The sequence below is a fragment of the Actinoallomurus vinaceus genome (assembly GCF_039542055.1).
GTDB lineage: Bacteria > Actinomycetota > Actinomycetes > Streptosporangiales > Streptosporangiaceae > Actinoallomurus > Actinoallomurus vinaceus.
In genome coordinates, this window is record NZ_BAABHK010000008.1 from 69225 (window position 1) to 87566 (window position 18342).

Genomic DNA, 18342 nt, shown 5'->3' on the forward strand with positions numbered 1-18342 from the left:
GGCCCGGGAGGGCGATCTTCATTGTTCTGACGGCGTTCGCGGGCGGGACACCGTCAGACCGGACGCCCGGCGGCTTCCTCGGGGGTCGGCGAGAGCCGCCGTTCGACGATGAGCGCCGCCACGACGAGGAGGACGAGGGCGATCAGCTCGGCCTCGGCGGCGACCTGGACGCCGAGGGCGATCGCGGCCAGGCACAGCACCGCCGCGCCGATCCGGGGTGCCGGAGAGCCGATCCGCAGCGCCCGGCGGAACGCGGCGTCGCCCACGAGGTAGGCCGCGACGCCCGCCCCGAGGGCGATCGCCGGCCCCGTGTGCAGCGGCTCCGCGGCATGGCCCATCGCCTTCTTCACACCTGCCGCCGCCGCGACCACCCCGATCATCACCGGGATGTGGGCGTAGAAGTAGCCGTTTATGATCGCGCCGACGCGGCGCGCGTCGTCCATCGCTGTCAGGGCGTGCTCGGCCCGTACGTCGTCCTCGGCGAAGTACGTCCACCACAGCGCGGCGACGAGAGCCAGGCCGAGCACCGCCGCGAGCGTCGTGCCCACGGTGAGCGGCTCGTCCGGCAGGCCGATCCCGATCGCCACGACCGACTCGCCGAGCGTGATCAGGACCAGCAGGCCGTGCCGCTCGACGATGTGCGCGGCCCGCAGCGTGAACAGGCCGCCCGGCGGCACGATGTACGGCATGACGATCGGCACGAGCACCGCCGCGATCCACAGCGCGTACGTCCAGGCGCCGGACAGCAGCCCGGCGCCGATCACCAGGGCCGCCGCCATGACGTTGGCGGGCAGCACCCGCCAGAAGTTGCGGTTGGCCTGGACGTACAGGCTGCCGTGCACGACGACCACGATGAGGTAGCCCAGCCCCCAGGCCACACCGCCGCCGTCGAAGGCCCGCGGCGTGGCGAGCGCCATGATCAGGAATCCCGCCATGCCCACGAGCAGCAGCAGCCGCCGGCCCGTCGTGGTGGGCGCGACGGTGTTCGTCAGCCAGGCGTACCCGGAGTAGATCCACCACAGCACGCCGAACAGCACCACGACGCGCAGCAGCCCGAGCGGCGACAGCTCGTGTACCAGGACGGAGGTCAGCTGAGTGATCGTGAAGACGAAGACCAGGTCGAAGAAGAGCTCCAGGGTGGTGACCCGGTAGCCGTCCTCGGACTCCTCCCGCACCGAGGCCGGATCGCCGCTCTGAACCTCCATGGCGGCCGGTCAGACCTTCGCCGCGATGTCCGTACGGTAGTGGGCGCCGCGCAGCCGGATCCGCTCCGCGGCGGTGTAGGCGGCCGCGCGGGCGGCGGCGATGTCGGGGCCGGTGCCGACGACGTTCAGCACCCGCCCGCCGGCCGAGACCGGCAGCCCCTCGCGCAGCTTGGTGCCGGCGTGCAGGACGTACGCGCCCTCGACCGCCTCGGCCTCCTCGACGCCGGCGATGGGGTCGCCGGTGACGGGCTTGCCCGGGTAGTTCTCCGCCGCGATCACCACGGTGACCGCCGCGCCCGGCCGCCACTCCAGCGCCGGCGCGGAGCCCAGCCCCCCGACCGCGCAGGCCTGCAGCAGCCCGCCCAGCGGGGTGGCCAGCCGGTCGAGCACGACCTGGGTCTCCGGGTCGCCGAACCGGGCGTTGAACTCGATCACCCGGACGCCCTTCGACGTCAGCGCGAGCCCGGCGTACAGCACGCCGGTGTACGGCGTCTCCCGGCGGCGCAGCTCGTCCACCGTCGGCTGGACGACCGTGCGCACGACCTCGTCGACCAGGCCCGCGGGGGCCCAGGACAGCGGGGTGTAGGCCCCCATGCCGCCGGTGTTCGGCCCCTTGTCGTCGTCGTGGGCGCGCTTGAAATCCTGGGCCGGCAGCAGCGGCACGACGGTGGTGCCGTCGGTCAGCGCGAACAGCGAGACCTCGGGCCCGTCGAGGTACTCCTCGATGACGACGCGCTCGCACTCGGCGGCGTGCCGCTCGGCCTCCGCGCGGTCCTCGGTGACGACGACGCCCTTGCCGGCGGCCAGGCCGTCGTCCTTCACCACGTACGGCGGGCCGAACGCGTCCAGTGCCTCGCGGACCTCGCCGGAGCCATCGCAGACGCGGGCGTCGGCGGTCGGGACGCCGGCCGCCTGCATGATCTCCTTGGCGAACGCCTTGGAACCCTCGATCCGCGCGGCCGCGGCGTCCGGGCCGAAGCACAGGAACCCGGCCTGGCGCAGGGCGTCGCCGACGCCCGCGACCAGCGGAGCCTCCGGCCCGATCACCACGAGCTGCGCCGTGAGGCGCTGCGCGAGCTCGACCACGGCGACCGGATCGGTCGGATCCAGGACATGGTTGTCCGCGAGCGCTGCGGTGCCGGCGTTGCCGGGCGCGCAGTGCAGCGCGGTGACGTCAGGGTCGCGGGAGAGGGAACGGACCAGCGCGTGTTCGCGCCCGCCCGAGCCGAGAACGAGGACTCGCACGTCGCAAAGCCTATCCAGGTCTCCGGTTTCCAAGCCGGTGCGGGAAGCACGGACGCCCGCGCCGCGTTGACCTGATCAGACCCTGCTCCGGTGATCCTTGAAAAGAATCCGGGAAACCTGTGAACCGCCCACCGTGCTCGGGCGTCCTTAATTCCCGGTGTAGCCTTCAGAGCCTCACTCTGAGACGCCGACGACCCAAGGAGGTGGTTGGAATGAGTCCTGGCGATCCTTGCAGTAACGCCGAGCCTCCTCACAGTCCGACCATCTCTACTCGGCGTCCGGCCGCCTCCGGCGCGCGCTCCCCGCTCTGATCCGGGTTGACGCGCGCTGCCGCGCGTGGGGCCGGGCCAGGGAACGGAGTCCCCCATGGCCATGACCAGGGTTCGCCCCGGACGCGCCACCCGCGTCCTGTTCAAGCCGCTCGCCCGTCCCGGTCGCATCGCGGCCGGTGAGTCGATCACCCAGCGGTCCGCGCTCATCGACTGGGCCGCGTACGTCGACGGGAAGCGCGTCGACACCGACAGTCTCGCCGACGCCGTCGAGCTCGTCCGCGGTCCCGAGGACGAAGGCGCCGAGCCGCGCGCCGGCTTCGTCTGGGTGGGGCTGCACGAGCCCGACGCCGCCGAGCTCGAACGGCTGGCGGAGGTGTTCGGCCTGCACCCGCTCGCCGTCGAGGACGCCGTCCACGCCCACCAGCGGCCCAAACTGGAGCGCTACGACGACGTGCAGTTCGTCGTCATGAAGACCGTCGGGTACGTCGAGCGCGGCGGCACGGAGACCGTGCACACCGGCGAGATCATGATCTTCTGCGGGCCCGACTTCATCGTCACCGTACGGCACGGTGCGCACGGCGAGCTCGCCCCGGTCCGGCGCCGCCTCGAGAAGGCACCGGAGCGGCTCGCGCTCGGTCCCGCCGCGGTCCTGCACGCGATCATCGACCGGGTCGTGGACGACTACATCTCCGTCGGCGACGCCGTCCAGCAGGACATCGACGAGGTCGAAGAGAACGTCTTCTCCGCCGACGCCACCAACCAGGCCGAGCGCATCTACCGGTTGAAGCGCGAGGTCATCCAGCTCAAGCGGGCCGTCGGCCCCCTCGCCGGCCCGGTGCGCAACCTGGCCGCCCGCCGCTTCGTGCCGACCGAGATCCGGGAGTACTTCCGCGACGTCGACGACCACCTCGCCCGCGTACGCGAGCAGGTCGAGTCCTGCGACGAGCTTCTCACCCCGATCCTCCAGGCGCACCTCACCCAGGTGACCGTCACCGACAACCACGACATGCGCAAGATCTCCGCCTGGGCGGCGATCCTCGCGATGCCGACGGCGATCACCGGCGTGTACGGCATGAACTTCAAGTTCATGCCGGAGCTGCACTGGAAGTACGGCTACGCGCTCGCCCTCGGCATCATCGTCGGCTCCTGTCTCATCCTCTACCGGGGCTTCCGCCGCAACGGCTGGCTCTGAGACCCGGCGCTCGAACAGGCCGGGCCTCCGCTGCTCAGCGTCCGAGCACCGTACGGAGCCGGTCGGGGTAGTCGGTCACGATCGCGTCCACGCCGAACGCGATGTGCCGCGCCATCTCGACCGGGTCGTTGACGGTCCACGGGACGACGCGCAGGTCCCGGGCGTGCGCCGCCGCGACCAGTTCCGGGATGACCATGACCCGCTTCGGGGAGATCATGGTCGCCCCGGCATCGGCCGCGGCGGCGGCCAGACCGCCCGCCGGATCCCGCCCGGCCAGCCACGACGCGTCGAGCGTGTCCGGCTCGACCAGCGCCACCCGCTGCCCGCCGGGCAGGAGCTCCCCCGCCACCGCCAGGACCCGCCAGTCGAACGCCAGCAGCCGCGACCGCTCCGTCAGCCCGTACGACTCCAGCACCTTCACCGCCGCGACCGTGATGGTCTCGACGTCCGGCCAGGACGGATCGGTCTTGATCTCCACCGCCAGCCGTACGTCGTGCGGGGCGACCAGCTCGCACACCTCCGCCAGCGTCGGCACCTCGGCGCCGGGGATCGGCGTCTGCGTCGACGCGAACCGCTTGTTCTGGATCCCCGCGTCGAGCGTCTTGATCTGCGCGAGCGTCAGCTCCCCGATCGGCCTGCCGACGTACGGGAACATCGGGTCACGCGGCCGGCACGGCCCCCGGTCCCGTACGACCCCGCCGTTCAGCGACTGGTCGTGATGGAGCACCGGGACGCCGTCCGCGGTGAGCGCGACGTCCAGCTCCAGCACGTCGACGCCCAGCTCGAGCGTTCTCGCGAACCCCGGAAGGGTGTTCTCCGGCCACAGTCCCCGCGCCCCGCGGTGTCCCTGGATCTCCACCCGCCACAGCGTACGGGCCCGTTTCGACGCCTTGGCGCCTCGGCTGGAGCGAAGGCTCGGCGAACGCGCGAACCGGGAGGTGGCCTGCGGCGTTCGCCCCCGATCTGTGATCGCGTTCACCGAGCGTTCCGTACGGCTGCGGGGGACTCGAGCTCGGGGTGGGGTGCTTCGGCTCCTCCTGCCGCGGGCGAGGGTCATGGGGCGGCGAGGGCCTCGGTGGGGGAGAGCCGGGCCGCGCGGATCGCCGGGTACAGGCCGGCGATGCCGCCGATGACGAGCGTGGCGCCGACCCCGCCGGCCATCGCCCACGGCGGGACCACCGTCGGCCAGCCCTGCGACACCGCGAAGACCGCCGTGACGAGGATGCCGAGCGTCACGCCGCCCACGCCGCCGAGCGCCGCGAGCAGCTGCGACTCGGTGAGGAACTGTGCCCTGATCTGCCCGCGGGTCGCGCCGAGGGAACGCCGCAGGCCGATCTCGGCACGGCGTTCCAGGACCGAGATCACCATCGTGTTCGCCACCCCGACGCCGCCGACCAGGAGAGCCACCGCGCCCAGACCCAGCAGGAGCCCGGTGAACGCCTTGTCGCTGGCGTTCTGGGCGGCGAGCGCGTCCGACGGGCGGCTGACCTCGACCTCGGTCGGCGCCTCCGGGTTGGCGGTGGCGGCGAGCAGGTCCCGTACGCGCTCGACCGACTCCTTCTTGGCCCGCGTGTAGACGGTGGTGGGGTGGCCGTCGAAGCCGAGCCGGGAGACCGCCGCGTCCCAGCCGACCAGCGCGGCGGAGTTCAGCTCCGGCGTGAGCTCCGCCGGCTCCATGATGCCGACGACGGTGAACCACTGCGAACCGAGCCAGACCTGGACGCCCGGCTGCGCGACGCCGAGCGCGTCCGCCGCGTCCGAGCCCAGCACGACGGCCGGGTACCGGCTCGTGGCCGCGTTGAGCCAGGTCCCGGCCGCCATCCGCAGACCGGCCGTACGGGGCAGGTCGAGGCGGGCCGCCAGCACGCTGATGCCGCCGGTCTCCCCCGCGTCGATGCGATCGTTGCGGTAGACGTTCGTGTCGGAGACCTTGCCGGTGGCGGACGCGGAGATCACGTCGGCCACTCGGCCGATCATCGCGACCGACTCCTTGGGGAGTTCCGCGTCGGAGCCGAAGAGGTCCTTGCCGGGTGCCACGGTCAGCATGTTGGTGCCCAGCCGGTCCAACGTGGCCTGGAGCTGCGCCCGGCTGGAGGCCGAGATGCCGACCACGCCGATCATCGCGGCGATGCCGATCGCGATGCCCAGGGCGGACAGGAACACCCGCAACGGGCGGGCGCGCAGCCCTGCCGCGCCGACCCGGACCACGTCCCGGGGCCCCAGCCTGGCCGGTTCATCGCTCTCGTCTCGCGTGCGCCTCATCGCGTGGCCTCCTCTCGTGCGTCGTCCTGGACGACCCGGCCGTCGAGCATCCGGATCTGGCGGGGCAGCGTCGCGGCGATGTCGCGGTCATGCGTGATCACGATGACCGTGGTGCCGCCTTCGGCCAGCTCCCGGAGCAGGTCGATCACCCCGGCGCCGGAGGCGGTGTCCAGCGCGCCGGTCGGCTCGTCGGCCAGCAGCATCGCGGGTTCGCCGACCACCGCGCGGGCGATCGCCACGCGCTGCTTCTCACCGCCGGACAGCTGGTGCGGCCGGTGGCCGAGGCGGTGGGCCAGCCCGACCCGTTCGAGGGCGAGGCGCGCCCGGCGGCGGCGTTCCGCCGGGGGGACGCCGGCGTACAGGAGGCCGTCGGCGACGTTGTCCAGCGCGCTGACCCCGGCGGCGAGGTGGAACTGCTGGAAGACGAACCCGATCCGCCGGGCGCGCAGCGCCGAGAGCCGTCGATCCGGCAGCGATGACACGTCGCGGCCCTCGATGCGCACCGTGCCGCCGCTGGGCCGGTCCAGCGTCCCGATGAGGTGCAGCAACGTCGACTTGCCGGAGCCGGACGGCCCGACGATCGCGGCGAGCTCCCCGGCCTCGACCGTCAGCGTCACCCCGTCCAGCGCCGTGACGTCGCCCGGGTACTCCTTGCGGACCTCGCGGAGCTCCACGACCGGCTCGCTCACTTCGGCACCCCCACGCTCATGCCCTCCGCCAGGCCGGACCCGGAGATCTCCACCTTGCCCTCGGTGAACGCGCCGGTCTCCACGGGAACCGTACGGACGTGCCCGCCTTCGACGACCTGCACGCCATAGCCGCCTTCGGGCTGGGCGAGCAGCGCCTCGATCGGCACGGCGAGGACGTTGGCGTGCCGTTCGCTGGTCAGGTAGACCGCCACCGGCGCCTTGTCGAAGGAGCCCAGCGTCCCCTGGTCGTCGACGGCGGCGGTCACCGCGACGGTGGTGGGGGTGTCGCCGTGTCCTGCCGTGGCGACCTTGCCGACCTTGGTGATCCGGCCCTTGGTGGTGCCTCCGCCGGGCAGTTCGATCGACACCTTGGCGCCCTTCTTGGCGAGCCGCTGGTACTGCACATCGAGGGCGATGCTCACCTCCCGGGTGGTGCCGGTGTAGGTGAGCACCGGGCCGCTCGGCCGGTCACCGATCTGCGCCTTCCGCTCGGCGACCCGGATCTCCCCGGGTGCGACCAGCACGGATCCGGGTGCGATCCGGCCCGTCTGATCGAGGCCGAGGTCCTTCTGCCAGCGTTTCACCGCGGCGGCGGTGGCGGCGGTGTAGGTCTTGTCGACCGTGAAGCCGGTGTAGCCCAGGGCCTGGAGGTTCCGCTCGAACTGCAGGACGTCCCGGCCCTTGGTGCCGTCGGCGAGGGTCCGGTAGATCGGCAGCGACCCGTACAGCAGCGGCACCGGGTGGTCGTCCACCCGGTAGGCGGGCCGGCCCCGGGACACCACCGTGCCGGGTGCGGCCAGCCACGTCAGGACGCCGCGACCGCCCGCACCGGCCGCCGTGCCCGTCGTGCCGTAGCCGAGCGTGCCGTCCACCTTCTGGGTCTCCACCAGCGTGGTCCGTTCGATCCGCGCGGTCGCGGGCGGCAGGGTGCTGCGCCCGGTGGGCGTGCCGCCCCCGCCGCCCAGGCCGGCCGCCGCCAGGCCCGCGACGCCGACCAGGACCACGCCGACGCCGCTCAGGACCGCGGCGCGGGCCCTGCTCAATTCGCGCTCCGTGTGAGGGACCGGCTACCGCCGGGCCGATAGTTCGCGCAGGCCTTGTCGGCATCCTTGAACGCCTGGCTGTCCGGGTTCACGTCACCGGCGCCGACGTTGTTGCTCTTCCCGCCGCCGCTCTTGACCGTGATGCCGCCGTCGGAGTTCGGGTCGGGCATGTTGACGCCGTGCTGGCGCATGCACTTCGCGTAGGCGCGCATCTTCGCCAGTTCCTCCGGCTTGGGTTTGATCGGCTTGCCGCCGTTCGGCATCAGGTGGCCGCACTTGGCCTGGGCGGCCTTCATCGTCTTGTCGTCGCCCATCGCGGGCTTGGCGCTGCCGCCGTTCGCGGGGCCCTTGGCACGAATCCGGATGCCACCGTTTCCGTCCGTCTCCGGGTCGGCCATGTCCACGCCGTTCTCCCGCATGCACTTGGCGTAGGCGCGCATCTTCTGCACGTCACTGGCCGCGCTCGCCTTGGCATCGACCTTCTTGTGGCCGGTCCCGCAGGCCGCCGACCCGAGGGTGAGCGCGGGCGCCAGGATGAGCGCCGCGACCGCCTTTCGTCGCATCGATCGTCTCCTCGCAACTCCGCCGGGCGGACCCCGGCGAACTGCGAGGAGTCAAGTCATCGGCCGATAACCCGGGCGTAACCGGTTCTGGTTACGTCGGCGTTATGCCCCATGCCGCACGCTGTGCCGGAACGGTCGCTTAACGAGGCATGGACGGGAACGGTGCGCGTACTCATCGCCGAGGACGAGCGGATGCTCGCCGACTCGATAGCCGAGGGGCTGCGGGCGGAGGCCCTGGCCGTCGACGTGGCCTATGACGGGGACGCCGCGCTCGAACTCCTCGGCGTCAACGACTACGACGTGCTCGTGCTCGACCGCGACCTGCCGGTCGTGCACGGCGACGACGTCTGCCGCGCGGTCGTGGAGTCCGGGGCGGCCGTCCGGGTGCTGATGCTCACCGCCGCCGCCACCGTACGCGCGCGGGTCGAGGGACTCGGGATCGGCGCGGACGACTACCTGATCAAGCCGTTCGCGTTCGAGGAACTGGTGGCCCGGATCCACGCGCTGGGCCGGCGGGCACGGCCGGCCGACCCGCCGACCCTGGAGCGCGCCGGGATCCGGCTCGACCCCGCCCGCCGGGAGGCCTACCGGGACGGCCGCTACGTGCACCTGGCGCGCAAGGAGTTCGGTCTGCTGGCCGAGCTGCTGCGCGCGGACGGCGCGGTCGTCTCGGCGGAGCGGCTCCTGGAGAAGGTGTGGGACGAGCACACCGACCCGTTCACCAACACCGTACGGGTGACGCTGATGAAGCTCCGCCGCAAGCTCGGCGATCCGCCCGTCATCGAGACCGTCCCGGGAGTGGGGTACCGAATCGCATGACGACGATCACCCGGAGGCCCGAGCCGACCATCCGCGTCCGGCTCACCCTGCTGTACGGCGGGCTGTTCCTGGTCGGCGGCCTCGTGCTGCTGACGCTGACCTACTTCCTCGTCAAGAACAACATCCAGCACCGGGCCGCGAGCGTCACCGCCATCCAGGGCGGCAGGGCCGCTCCCGGCACCAACGACGTGGTTCAGGGGAAGACGTCTCGCGCCGTGACCATCCCGGGCGTGCCGCCACCTGACGTGATGTACACGGCCAGCCAGACCCAGGGCATGCTCGTGAAGGCGAAGGAGACGTCGGCGCGGCAGACGCTCAACTCGCTGCTGACGCAGGGTGGCATCGCGCTCGCCGCCGTGGGCACGGCCGCGCTCGGACTCGGCTGGATCTTCGCCGGTCGGGCGCTGCGCCCCCTCCACAAGATCACCGAGACCGCCCGGCGGGTGGCGCACAGCCGTAATCTCACCGAGCGGATCGCCTACGCCGGGCCGCGCGACGACGTGAAGGAACTGGCCGACACGTTCGACACCATGCTGGAGCGGCTCGCCCGCGCCTTCGAGGGGCAGCGGCGGTTCGTCGACAACGCCTCCCACGAGCTGCGCACGCCCCTGGCCATCAACCGGACCCTCATCGACGTCGCCGTACGCCGCCCCGACGCCAGCGACGACGTGAAGCGGCTGGGCGAGTCGCTGCTCGTCGTCGGCGATCGGCACGAACGGCTCATCGAAGGGCTGCTCACCCTCGCCGGCAGCGAGAACACCGTCGTCGACACCGCACCGCTCGACCTCGCCGACGTGGCGGAGCACGTCCTGGACCAGGCCAGGGCCGAGCTGGAAGGCCGGGGCCTGACCGTGCACCGCGAGGTCGGCCGCGCGCCGACCGAGGGCGACCCGGTCCTGGTGGAACGGCTCGTCCAGAACCTGGTCGAGAACGCGATCCGGTACAACGTCGACGGCGGCGAGGTGTGGTCGACGACCCGCCGGTGCGAGGGCGGCGTCGAACTGGTCGTCGCGAACACAGGCCCGGTGATCCCCGCGTACGAGGTGGAGACGCTGTTCGAGCCGTTCCGGCGCCTCCGGAGCGACCGGGTGCGCTCCGACCGGGGTACCGGATTGGGCCTGTCGATCGTCCGTGCCATCGCGACCGCCCACCACGGCACCGTGACCGCCGCCCCCAGGGCGGGCGGCGGCCTCGCGGTGACGGTCCGGCTCCCGTCGCTCAGGTGAGGCGGCGCCGCCCGGCCACGGCGGTGAGGCGGGTCATTCCCCGCGCCACCAGCGGCTCAGGGGGCTGCGCCGGCGATCCGGTGCGGCGGAGGGCCGCGGACCCGACGCGTGCGAGTTCCCGGCCGGAGCCGACGTGTGCGGGCTCCCAGCCGGAGCCGGCGCGTACGGATCCCCTGCCGGCGTGTGCGGGTTCCCGGCCGGAGTCGGCGCGTACGGGTCCTCTGCCGGAGGCGGCGTGTGTGGTCCCCCTGCCGCAGCGGGCGCGTACGGGTCCACGGGCGGGGCGGGCGAAGAGGGACCCCATGCCGGTGCGGGCGCGGGGCTCTCTTGCCGCAGTCCGTGCCCCGGAGCACTCTGCCAGGCGGCCTGGACCGGGTCGGCGGCGGAGCCGGTCGGGCGCGGCGGTGCCTGGACGGGTGGGAACCGTACGGGCAGGGACTTCAGCGCCCGCTGCGCGAAGCCGGGCCGCCACTCCAGTTGGCGGGCGGGGACGGCCAGCTCCATGTCCGGCAGCGCGTCGAGCAGCTTCTCCATGGCGACCGAGGCGATCATGCGCGCCTGCCCCTGGACCGGGCACGTGTGCGGGCCCGCGCCCCAGGCCAGGTGGGCGCGGTTGCCCGTCCGGTTCGCGGACGCGGTCGACGGATCGGTGTTGGCGGCGGCGAACCCGATGACGACGGGCTGGTCGGCCGGCAGCCGTACGCCCTGGAACTCGATGTCCTCCACGGGGTAGCTGATCGCCCAGTTGGCGATCGGCGGGTCGGTCCAGAGGATCTCGTCCAGCGCGTCGTCGATGGGCAGGCTGCCGCCGGACAGGTCACCGGCGAACCGGCCGTCGGACAGCAGCAGCCGCAGGCCGTTGGCGATGAGGTTCTGCTCCGGCTCGGTGGCGAGCCCGATCAGCGGGATGAACTGCTCGGTCACCTCTTCGTCGGTCAGCCGGGCCGGGTGGTCGAGGATCCAGGTGGTCAGGTCGTCGGCGGGCCGCGCGCGCTTGAGCGCGACCAGCTCGCCGATGGCCTCCAGGAGGATCCGGTTGCTCTTCGCCGTGTCGACGTTCTCGACGAACCCCTGCATCGCGACGACGATGCGGTCGCCGATCTCCGGAGGGCAGCCCAGCACCTCGTTGAACACCAGCAGGGGCAGGACCAGCGCGTACTCGGTGCGCAGGTCGGCCGCGCCCCGCACGGCGAATCGCCGGATGAGCGTCTCGGCGTGGCGTTCGACGGAGTCGCGAAGGGTGTTCACGTCGATGCGGGACAGGCTGTCGGAGACCGCCGCGCGCAGCCGGGCGTGCTCGGCGCCGTCGGTCTTGTTGCAGGCCGGCCGGTACTTCATGAACGGCACGACCGGTGAGTCCGGCGGGACGGTCCGCTCCCATCGGCGGGCGTCCTTGGGGAACCTGCGGGGGTCGCGCAGCACCGCGAGGGCGGCGTCGTACGAGATGACCAGGGACGCCGGGATGCCCGGGGCCAGCTCGACGGGGGCGACCGGGCCGTGGTGGCGCAGGGCGTCGTACACCCGGGCCGGGTTCGCCGCGAACTCCGGCCCGTACAGCGGTGTCCGGCCGCCGTGCACGGGGCAGCCCGGTGCCGAGGACGCCGTGGTGTCAGACGTCACGGGCGGCTTTCTTCTCGACGTCGACGAGGTACTCGACGAGGGAGATCAGCGCACGGGTGGAGGACGCCCTATCGCGCGCGTCGCAGGTGATGAGCGGCGTGGTGGGCAGCAGGTCGAGGGCTTCGCGGAGCTCTTCCTCCGGGAAGGCCGGCGAGCCGTCGAACTGGTTGATCGCGACGGCGTACCGGAGGTTCTGCTCCTCGAGGAACCCCATGATGTCGAAGGACTGCTCGAGCCGCCGTGTGTCGGCCAGCACGAGCGCGCCGAGGGCCCCGCGCGACAGGTCGTGCCACAGCTGCGTGAACCGGTGCTGTCCGGGGGTCCCGAACAGGTAGAGGACGAGGTCGTCGCTCAGCGTCAGCCGGCCGAAGTCCATGGCGACGGTGGTCGTCTGCTTGTCCGGTACCCCGGCGAGGTCGTCGATCAGGGCGCCGGCCTGCGTCATCCGCTCCTCGGTGCGCAGCGGCCGGATCTCCGACAGCGTGCCGACGAACGTGGTCTTGCCGACGGCGAAGTGACCGACGATCAGCAGCTTGACCGAGGTCCGTACGGTGTCGCGCACATAGGTGCCGTCAGAGACGAGCGCGGAGTCCATCGAGCACCTCCTGAAGAAGCCGGGTGGAGGGTGGGCCGGTGTCCGGCCCGCCGACCCGGGTGACGATGTGGCCGCTGTCGACCAGGTCCGACAGCAGGACCTTGGTCACGCTGACGGGCAGCGAGAGGTGGCCTGCGACCTCGGCCACCGAGAGGGCCCCGCCCCGGCACAGCTCCATGACCCGCCGCTTCTCGGGGCTGAGGCCGGCGACCTCGGAGCGGGCGGCCATCACGAGCGTGACCAGGTCGAAGATGTTGCGGGTCGGACGGGCGCGCCCGCCGGTCACCACGTGCGGCCGGACCAGCGCACGTTCACGGCGGGGCCCGCTCATAGCGGGGTGCCCGGGGTCTGCCTCGGCGGGGCGGACAGCTCCTTGCCCAGACGCTGCACGAGCTCCTGGAGGCGGAACGAGATCGCCTCCATGTCGACGTTCTCCGTCGTCGAGACCGCGAGGTACGCGCCGGGGCCCGCGGCGACGAGGAAGACGTATCCGCCGTCGAACTCGGAGACGGTCTGGCGCCAGGTGGTGTGCGGGTCGCCGCAGAACTCCGCCGAGTTGCGGGCCAGTGACTGCAGCCCGGACATCCCGGCGGCGTGGCGTTCGGCGTCGTCGCGGCCGATGCGGTCGGAGTAGGCCATCAGGAGCCCGTCGGCGGACAGCAGGATCGCGTGCCGCGTCCCCGGCATCTTCAGGGCATCGTCGAGCATCCAGCCGAGCCTGTTGTTCGGATCCTTGGTCATTCGGCGACATTCCCTTCGGAGTCGGGAGAATCGGTGGCACGGCCGGCGCGGGTCCCCCGCTGCCACGCGCCCATCCCGGCGGCGATATCGCGCGCCGGCCGGGTGGAGGGGGCCTGCGCCCCGGCGGAGGGGAGCGGCTGCTCGCCCGTGCCGGTCTCGCCGGCGGTGACGCGCCGGCGCTTCGGCAGGCCGTTGGCTGTCGTCGTCCGCTCCTCCCGTGCGGGTGGCGACACGTGGCCCGTCATCGTCCGCTCCTCTCGCGCGGGCGGCGACATGGGGCCTGTCGTCGTCCGCTCTCCTCGCGCGGGTGGCGACACCGGTGCCGTCGGGGTCCGCGGGGCCGCAGGCGGCTCGGTGAGCACGGGCCGCGGTTCGGCGCGTACGGGCACGGGGCCGGTGTCGACCTGGGTGAGCAGCTCGCTCGGCAGGAAGAGCACGGCGCGCACCCCGCCGTACGGGGAGCGGCTGTCGACCGCGACCCGGAAGCCGTACCGCGCGGCGAGCACGCCGATCACGGCGAACCCGACCTGGGGCGGGTCGCCGAGCCGGTTGATGTCCACGGACTCACGCCCCGACAGGAGCCGCTCGGCCCGCTGCAGTTCCTCCGGGTCCATGGCGACGCCGGCGTCGTCGATCACGATGGCGACGCCGTTGTGCGTCTGCCGGAAGTTGACCTCGACCGAGGTGTTCGGCTGGGAGTGCCGGGCGGCGTTGTCCAGGAGCTCGGCGACCGCGAGGACTACGGGCTCGACGACGCGGCTGACGACGGCGATGTTGACCTGTGTGGGGACCTGGACGCGCAGGTAGTCGCGGATGCGGGAGGTCCCGCCGCGGACGACGTCGACCAGCGCGGCGGCGGACCGCTGCTGGCCCGGCCAGGATCCGCAGAGCACCGCGGTGGCCTGGGCGCGCCGTCCGAGCTGGGCGTTCATGTGGTCGATCTTCATGAGGCCCTCGAGCACGTCCGGATCGTCGTGCCGGTCCTGCATGCCGGAGATGGTCAGCTGCTGCTCGTTGGCGAGGCTCTGCACCGCGCGCATCATCGCCTTCAGCGTCGCCTTCGCCGACTGGTCGGCGCGCTCCTTCGCGCGTTGGGCGTGCTCGGCGAACATCCCCATGATCGCGCGAATGCCCTGTTCGGCGGAGGTCGTGGCGAAACTCGGGTTGCGCGGGCCGGGCACCTCGACGGGCTTGCCGTACAGGGACTCCACCAGGGCGGGCGCGCGGACCGTCACGAAGTGGCGTAGCTCCTCGTCGCGGACGCGTGCCGTCTCCTCCAGCACGGTGGTCCGCCGGCGGAGCCGGGAGGTGATCTGCTGCTGGCGTACGAGCAGGACCACGGCGACCAGGAGGCCGGCCGTCAGGCACGCGATCGCGACCGCCGTCATGTATCGCTCCTCAGATCATCGGGGCGAGAAGAGAATGCCGCATTACGGGACAGAATTCATGTAGAGCGCAAAGCTACAGCCCGTGATCTTCTTGTGCCAGCGCGATACGAAAAAAGACCATGTCGGTGAACAGTCAGTCACAGACGACTCGGCGGCCCCGGAACGCCGGGGCCGCCGAGTCGGTGGGGTCAGACCAGGGAGCGCAGCTGGAGCGTCTGGTCGCGGCCCGGGCCGACGCCGATGGCGCTGATCTGGGCGCCCGACATCTCCTCCAGCGCCCGGACGTAGTCCTGCGCCTTCTTCGGTAGATCGTCGAACGTCTTGCACTCGGAGATGTCCTCCTGCCAGCCGTCGAGCTCCTCATAGATCGGCTTGGCGTGGTGGAACCCGGTCTGCGTCATCGGCAGCTCGTCGCAGCGCTCGCCGTCGACCTCGTACGCCACGCAGACCGGAACCTTCTCCAGACCGGACAGCACGTCGAGCTTGGTCAGGAAGTAGTCGGTGACGCCGTTCACCCGCGTGGCGTACCGGGCGATCACCGCGTCGAACCAGCCGCAGCGGCGGTTGCGGCCCGTCGTGACGCCGTACTCGTGGCCGGTGGTGCGCAGCCAGTCGCCCGTCTCGTCGAGCAGCTCGGTCGGGAACGGCCCCGAGCCCACGCGCGTCGTGTAGGCCTTCAAGATGCCGATCACCTTGGTGATCCGGGTCGGGCCGACGCCGGAGCCCGCGCACGCCCCGCCCGAGGTCGGGCTGGAGGAGGTGACGAAGGGGTACGTGCCGTGGTCGACGTCCAGCAGCGTGCCCTGGGCACCCTCCAGCAGGACCAGCTTGTCCTCCTCGAGCGCCTTGTTGATCACGAGGGCGGTGTCGGCGATGTGCGGGCGCAGCCGCTCGCCGTACGCGACGTACTCCTCGATGATCGGGTCGATCTCGATGGCGCGCCGGTTGTACACCTTGGCGAGGATCTGGTTCTTGTCACGCAACGCGAGGTCGAGCTTCTGCCGCAGGATGCCGGTGTCGAGCAGGTCCTGCACGCGGATGCCCATGCGCGCGATCTTGTCGCCGTACGCCGGGCCGATGCCGCGGCCGGTGGTGCCGATCCGCGCCTTGCCGAGGTAGCGCTCGCTCACCTTGTCGAGGGCCTTGTGGTGGGGCATGATCAAGTGCGCGTTGGCCGAGATCAGCAGCCGGTCGCAGCTCACCCCCCGCGCCCGCAGGCCGTCGATCTCCTCCAGCAGTACGCCGGGGTCGATCACCACGCCGTTGCCGATCACGGGTACGACGTCCGGGGAGAGCACCCCTGACGGAAGCAGATGCAGGGCGTAGGACTGGTCGCCGATGACGACGGTGTGCCCCGCGTTGTTGCCGCCCTGATACCGGACGACATAGTCGACGTCGCCGCCGAGAATATCGGTGGCCTTGCCTTTGCCTTCGTCACCCCACTGGGCGCCGACGAGCACGATGGCCGGCATAGGAGTTCTCTCCCCTGGCATCGATGAAGCCCCTGGCGCAAGCAGCAGCGACAGGGGCTCTTGCGATCAGAGAGTACCCGCAGGATGACCGCGAGGAAAACGGCAGGAGCCGGTCAGGTGGCGAGGACCTCGGCGGCCGTGGGGCTGGAGTCCCGCAGGAACGTCCGGCAGCGCTCGGCCTCGTCGTCCTCGCCGATCGCGGCGGCCGCCCGGGCGAGAGCGTTCAGGGCGCGCAGGAAGCCCTGGTTCGACGGGTGCTCCCACGGGATCGGGCCGTGACCCTTCCATCCCGCGCGGCGGAGCGCGTCGAGGCCACGGTGGTAGCCGGTGCGGGCGTACGCGTAGCTCTCGATCACATCGCCCTTCCCGAAGGCGCGGTCGGCGAGCTCGGCCCAGGCGGCCGGGTACGCCGGGAAGCGCGCGGCGACCTCGAAGGGGTCGACGCCGGCCTCCAGGGACTGTCGGGCTTCTTCGTTGTCCGGCAGCTCGGTCGGGGCCGGCCCGCCGAGAAGGTTCTGTGGCTCCATGGGGTCATCCTGCCCAATTCGGCGGCGATCTCCTATTGCGGAGGGCGGGAAAGTTCGTCGTTTTCACCGCGCGTAGCGTGGCACGCATGACCGAAATCACGTTCACCATCGGTGGAGACCTGACCGTTAATCGTCTCGGGTTCGGCGCCATGCGGATCACCGGGCCCGGCATCTGGGGTCCGCCGCCCGACCACGACGAGGCCCTCCGCGTGCTGCGGCGCGCCGTCGAGCTCGGCGTGGACTTCATCGACACCGCGAACTCGTACGGACCGTACGTGTCGGAGGAGCTGATCCGCGAGGCGCTGCACCCGTACGAGGGCGTGACGATCGCCACGAAGGCCGGGCTGGTCCGAACGGGGCCGGACGAATGGCATCCGGTCGGCCGGCCGGATTACCTCCGCCAGGAGGCGCTGATGAGCCTGCGCCGACTGGGCCTGGAGCGGATCGACCTGTTCCAGCTGCACCGCATCGACCCGGAGGTACCGCTCGCCGACCAGCTCGGGGAGCTGCGCGACCTGCGGGACGAGGGGAAGATCCGGCACATCGGGCTGTCCGAGGTCAGCGTCGCGGAGATCGAGCAGGCCCGGGAGATCGTTCCGATTGTCACGGTCCAGAACCTCTACAACCTGACGAATCGCAAGTCCGAGGACGTCCTCGACTACTGCGAGCGGGAGAACATCGGCTTCATCCCCTGGTTCCCGCTGGCCGTGGGCGATCTCGCGAAGCCGGGCAGTCATCTCGACGAGATCGCCAACGAGCTGGGCGCGACGCCGTCGCAGGTCGCGCTGGCCTGGCTGCTCCGGCGCTCGCCGGTCATCCTGCCGATCCCCGGCACCGGCTCGGTGGCGCACCTGGAGGAGAACATGGGCGGCGCGGGCCTGACCCTGACCGACGAGCAGTTCGCCGCCCTGGCTTAGATCGGCAGTCGGTAGATCACGGTGCCCTCGTCGCCGCGGGCGGCGAGGGCACGCGGCCACAGGCCGTGGATCGCGGCCCGCGCGGCGCGGTTGCCCACGAGCACGTCGGCGCGCAGCTCGGTGATCCCGTGCCGCCGGGCCGCTACGGTCAGGTCCCCGATCAGCCGCGTGGCGACGCCCTGCCGTTGCCAGAGGTCCGCGACCACGACCGCGAGGTCGGCGCGCCACGGCAGGCCGGTGTCGCGCGTGTACTCGGCGATCCCGACGACCTCGGAACCGGCCACGGCGACCAGCGCGTCACGGTCGACGTGGTCGATGCCGTCGAGCGTGCCGGCGTAGAACGCCGGGACGTGCGGGGTGCCGGCGAAGAACCGGTGGTAGAGGCTCCGCCGCGACAGCCGCATCGCCAGGACACCCGCCCGGTCACCGCCCTCATAGGGCCGTACGTCGACCGCCGGCGCGCCGGGTGCCGTCGGGGCATTGAGTTTCATCACGAAACCCATTGCATCAGCCGCGAGTTGCGTGAAGCAACCCTTCGCCCGAAAAACGGGCCGGAGAGGAAGCTC

Annotated in this window: 19 protein-coding genes; 4 read left to right on the plus strand and 15 right to left on the minus strand. The window is 71.9% G+C overall.

Going from position 1 to position 18342, the window contains the following annotated elements; genetic code table 11:
• Nucleotides 1-53: 53 nt before the first annotated feature.
• Nucleotides 54-1205 (minus strand): low temperature requirement protein A, encoded by a 1152-nt coding sequence (locus ABEA24_RS26880; RefSeq protein WP_345433874.1) that lies wholly within the window; start codon nt 1203-1205, stop codon nt 54-56.
• 9 nt (nt 1206-1214) lie between these two features.
• Nucleotides 1215-2450, minus strand: a complete 1236-nt coding sequence (gene purD / locus ABEA24_RS26885; RefSeq protein ID WP_345433875.1) for a phosphoribosylamine--glycine ligase — start codon at nt 2448-2450, stop codon at nt 1215-1217.
• Nucleotides 2451-2816: 366 nt separating this feature from the next.
• Here purD and ABEA24_RS26890 point away from each other — a divergent pair, with 366 nt between their 5' ends.
• Nucleotides 2817-3914, plus strand: coding sequence for a magnesium and cobalt transport protein CorA (locus tag ABEA24_RS26890; protein WP_345433876.1), 1098 nt, complete (start codon nt 2817-2819; stop codon nt 3912-3914).
• 34 nt (nt 3915-3948) lie between these two features.
• Here the strand turns inward: ABEA24_RS26890 and ABEA24_RS26895 are convergent, their stop codons facing one another.
• The 5 genes from ABEA24_RS26895 to ABEA24_RS26915 form a co-directional block, all read right to left on the minus strand.
• A complete protein-coding gene (locus ABEA24_RS26895; protein ID WP_345433877.1) occupies nt 3949-4893 on the minus strand; it encodes a glycerophosphodiester phosphodiesterase family protein in 945 nt (314 codons plus the stop codon).
• 74 nt (nt 4894-4967) lie between these two features.
• Complete coding sequence (locus tag ABEA24_RS26900) at nt 4968-6176, minus strand: ABC transporter permease (protein WP_345433878.1); 1209 nt, start codon at nt 6174-6176, stop codon at nt 4968-4970.
• A complete protein-coding gene (locus tag ABEA24_RS26905) occupies nt 6173-6865 on the minus strand; it encodes an ABC transporter ATP-binding protein (RefSeq protein WP_345433879.1) in 693 nt (230 codons plus the stop codon). The genes ABEA24_RS26900 and ABEA24_RS26905 overlap by 4 nt, the downstream gene beginning before the upstream one ends.
• Nucleotides 6862-7908, minus strand: coding sequence for a peptidoglycan-binding protein (locus tag ABEA24_RS26910; RefSeq protein ID WP_345433881.1), 1047 nt, complete (start codon nt 7906-7908; stop codon nt 6862-6864). The genes ABEA24_RS26905 and ABEA24_RS26910 overlap by 4 nt, the downstream gene beginning before the upstream one ends.
• Nucleotides 7905-8471 carry a hypothetical protein gene (locus ABEA24_RS26915; protein ID WP_345433882.1) on the minus strand — a complete coding sequence of 189 codons (567 nt, stop codon included), beginning with the start codon at nt 8469-8471 and terminating at the stop codon, nt 7905-7907. Before ABEA24_RS26915 ends, ABEA24_RS26910 begins: the two co-directional genes overlap by 4 nt.
• A 162-nt stretch (nt 8472-8633) precedes the next feature.
• Here ABEA24_RS26915 and ABEA24_RS26920 point away from each other — a divergent pair, with 162 nt between their 5' ends.
• Together ABEA24_RS26920 and ABEA24_RS26925 are read left to right on the plus strand one after the other, a co-directional pair.
• Nucleotides 8634-9290, plus strand: a complete 657-nt coding sequence (locus tag ABEA24_RS26920; RefSeq protein ID WP_345433884.1) for a response regulator transcription factor — start codon at nt 8634-8636, stop codon at nt 9288-9290.
• Nucleotides 9287-10516: a sensor histidine kinase gene (locus ABEA24_RS26925; protein WP_345433886.1), complete on the plus strand. Its 1230-nt coding sequence runs from the start codon at nt 9287-9289 to the stop codon at nt 10514-10516. The genes ABEA24_RS26920 and ABEA24_RS26925 overlap by 4 nt, the downstream gene beginning before the upstream one ends.
• 33 nt (nt 10517-10549) lie before the next feature.
• Here ABEA24_RS26925 and ABEA24_RS26930 read toward each other — a convergent pair whose 3' ends face one another.
• The 7 genes from ABEA24_RS26930 to ABEA24_RS26960 all read right to left on the minus strand — a co-directional run bounded on the left by ABEA24_RS26930 (nt 10550) and on the right by ABEA24_RS26960 (nt 16859).
• Nucleotides 10550-12136: a cytochrome P450 family protein gene (locus ABEA24_RS26930; protein WP_345433888.1), complete on the minus strand. Its 1587-nt coding sequence runs from the start codon at nt 12134-12136 to the stop codon at nt 10550-10552.
• Nucleotides 12126-12731, minus strand: a complete 606-nt coding sequence (locus ABEA24_RS26935) for a GTP-binding protein (RefSeq protein WP_345433889.1) — start codon at nt 12729-12731, stop codon at nt 12126-12128. The genes ABEA24_RS26930 and ABEA24_RS26935 overlap by 11 nt, the downstream gene beginning before the upstream one ends.
• A complete protein-coding gene (locus ABEA24_RS26940) occupies nt 12709-13062 on the minus strand; it encodes a DUF742 domain-containing protein (RefSeq protein WP_345433890.1) in 354 nt (117 codons plus the stop codon). Before ABEA24_RS26940 ends, ABEA24_RS26935 begins: the two co-directional genes overlap by 23 nt.
• Nucleotides 13059-13472, minus strand: coding sequence for a roadblock/LC7 domain-containing protein (locus tag ABEA24_RS26945; RefSeq protein ID WP_345433892.1), 414 nt, complete (start codon nt 13470-13472; stop codon nt 13059-13061). Before ABEA24_RS26945 ends, ABEA24_RS26940 begins: the two co-directional genes overlap by 4 nt.
• Nucleotides 13469-14860, minus strand: a complete 1392-nt coding sequence (locus tag ABEA24_RS26950) for an ATP-binding protein (RefSeq protein WP_345433894.1) — start codon at nt 14858-14860, stop codon at nt 13469-13471. The genes ABEA24_RS26945 and ABEA24_RS26950 overlap by 4 nt, the downstream gene beginning before the upstream one ends.
• 188 nt (nt 14861-15048) lie before the next feature.
• The gene (locus ABEA24_RS26955; RefSeq protein WP_345433895.1) at nt 15049-16332 is read right to left on the minus strand and encodes an adenylosuccinate synthase; all 1284 of its coding nucleotides are present in this window, start codon (nt 16330-16332) and stop codon (nt 15049-15051) included.
• Nucleotides 16333-16445: 113 nt separating this feature from the next.
• A complete protein-coding gene (locus ABEA24_RS26960) occupies nt 16446-16859 on the minus strand; it encodes a DUF3151 domain-containing protein (protein WP_345433896.1) in 414 nt (137 codons plus the stop codon).
• An 86-nt stretch (nt 16860-16945) separates the two neighbouring features.
• Here ABEA24_RS26960 and ABEA24_RS26965 point away from each other — a divergent pair, with 86 nt between their 5' ends.
• Nucleotides 16946-17776 (plus strand): aldo/keto reductase, encoded by an 831-nt coding sequence (locus tag ABEA24_RS26965; RefSeq protein ID WP_345433897.1) that lies wholly within the window; start codon nt 16946-16948, stop codon nt 17774-17776.
• On the opposite strand, the gene ABEA24_RS26970 is transcribed toward ABEA24_RS26965, so the two are convergent.
• Nucleotides 17773-18267, minus strand: coding sequence for a GNAT family N-acetyltransferase (locus ABEA24_RS26970; protein WP_345434308.1), 495 nt, complete (start codon nt 18265-18267; stop codon nt 17773-17775). The genes ABEA24_RS26965 and ABEA24_RS26970 overlap by 4 nt on opposite strands.
• Nucleotides 18268-18342 lie beyond the last annotated feature (75 nt).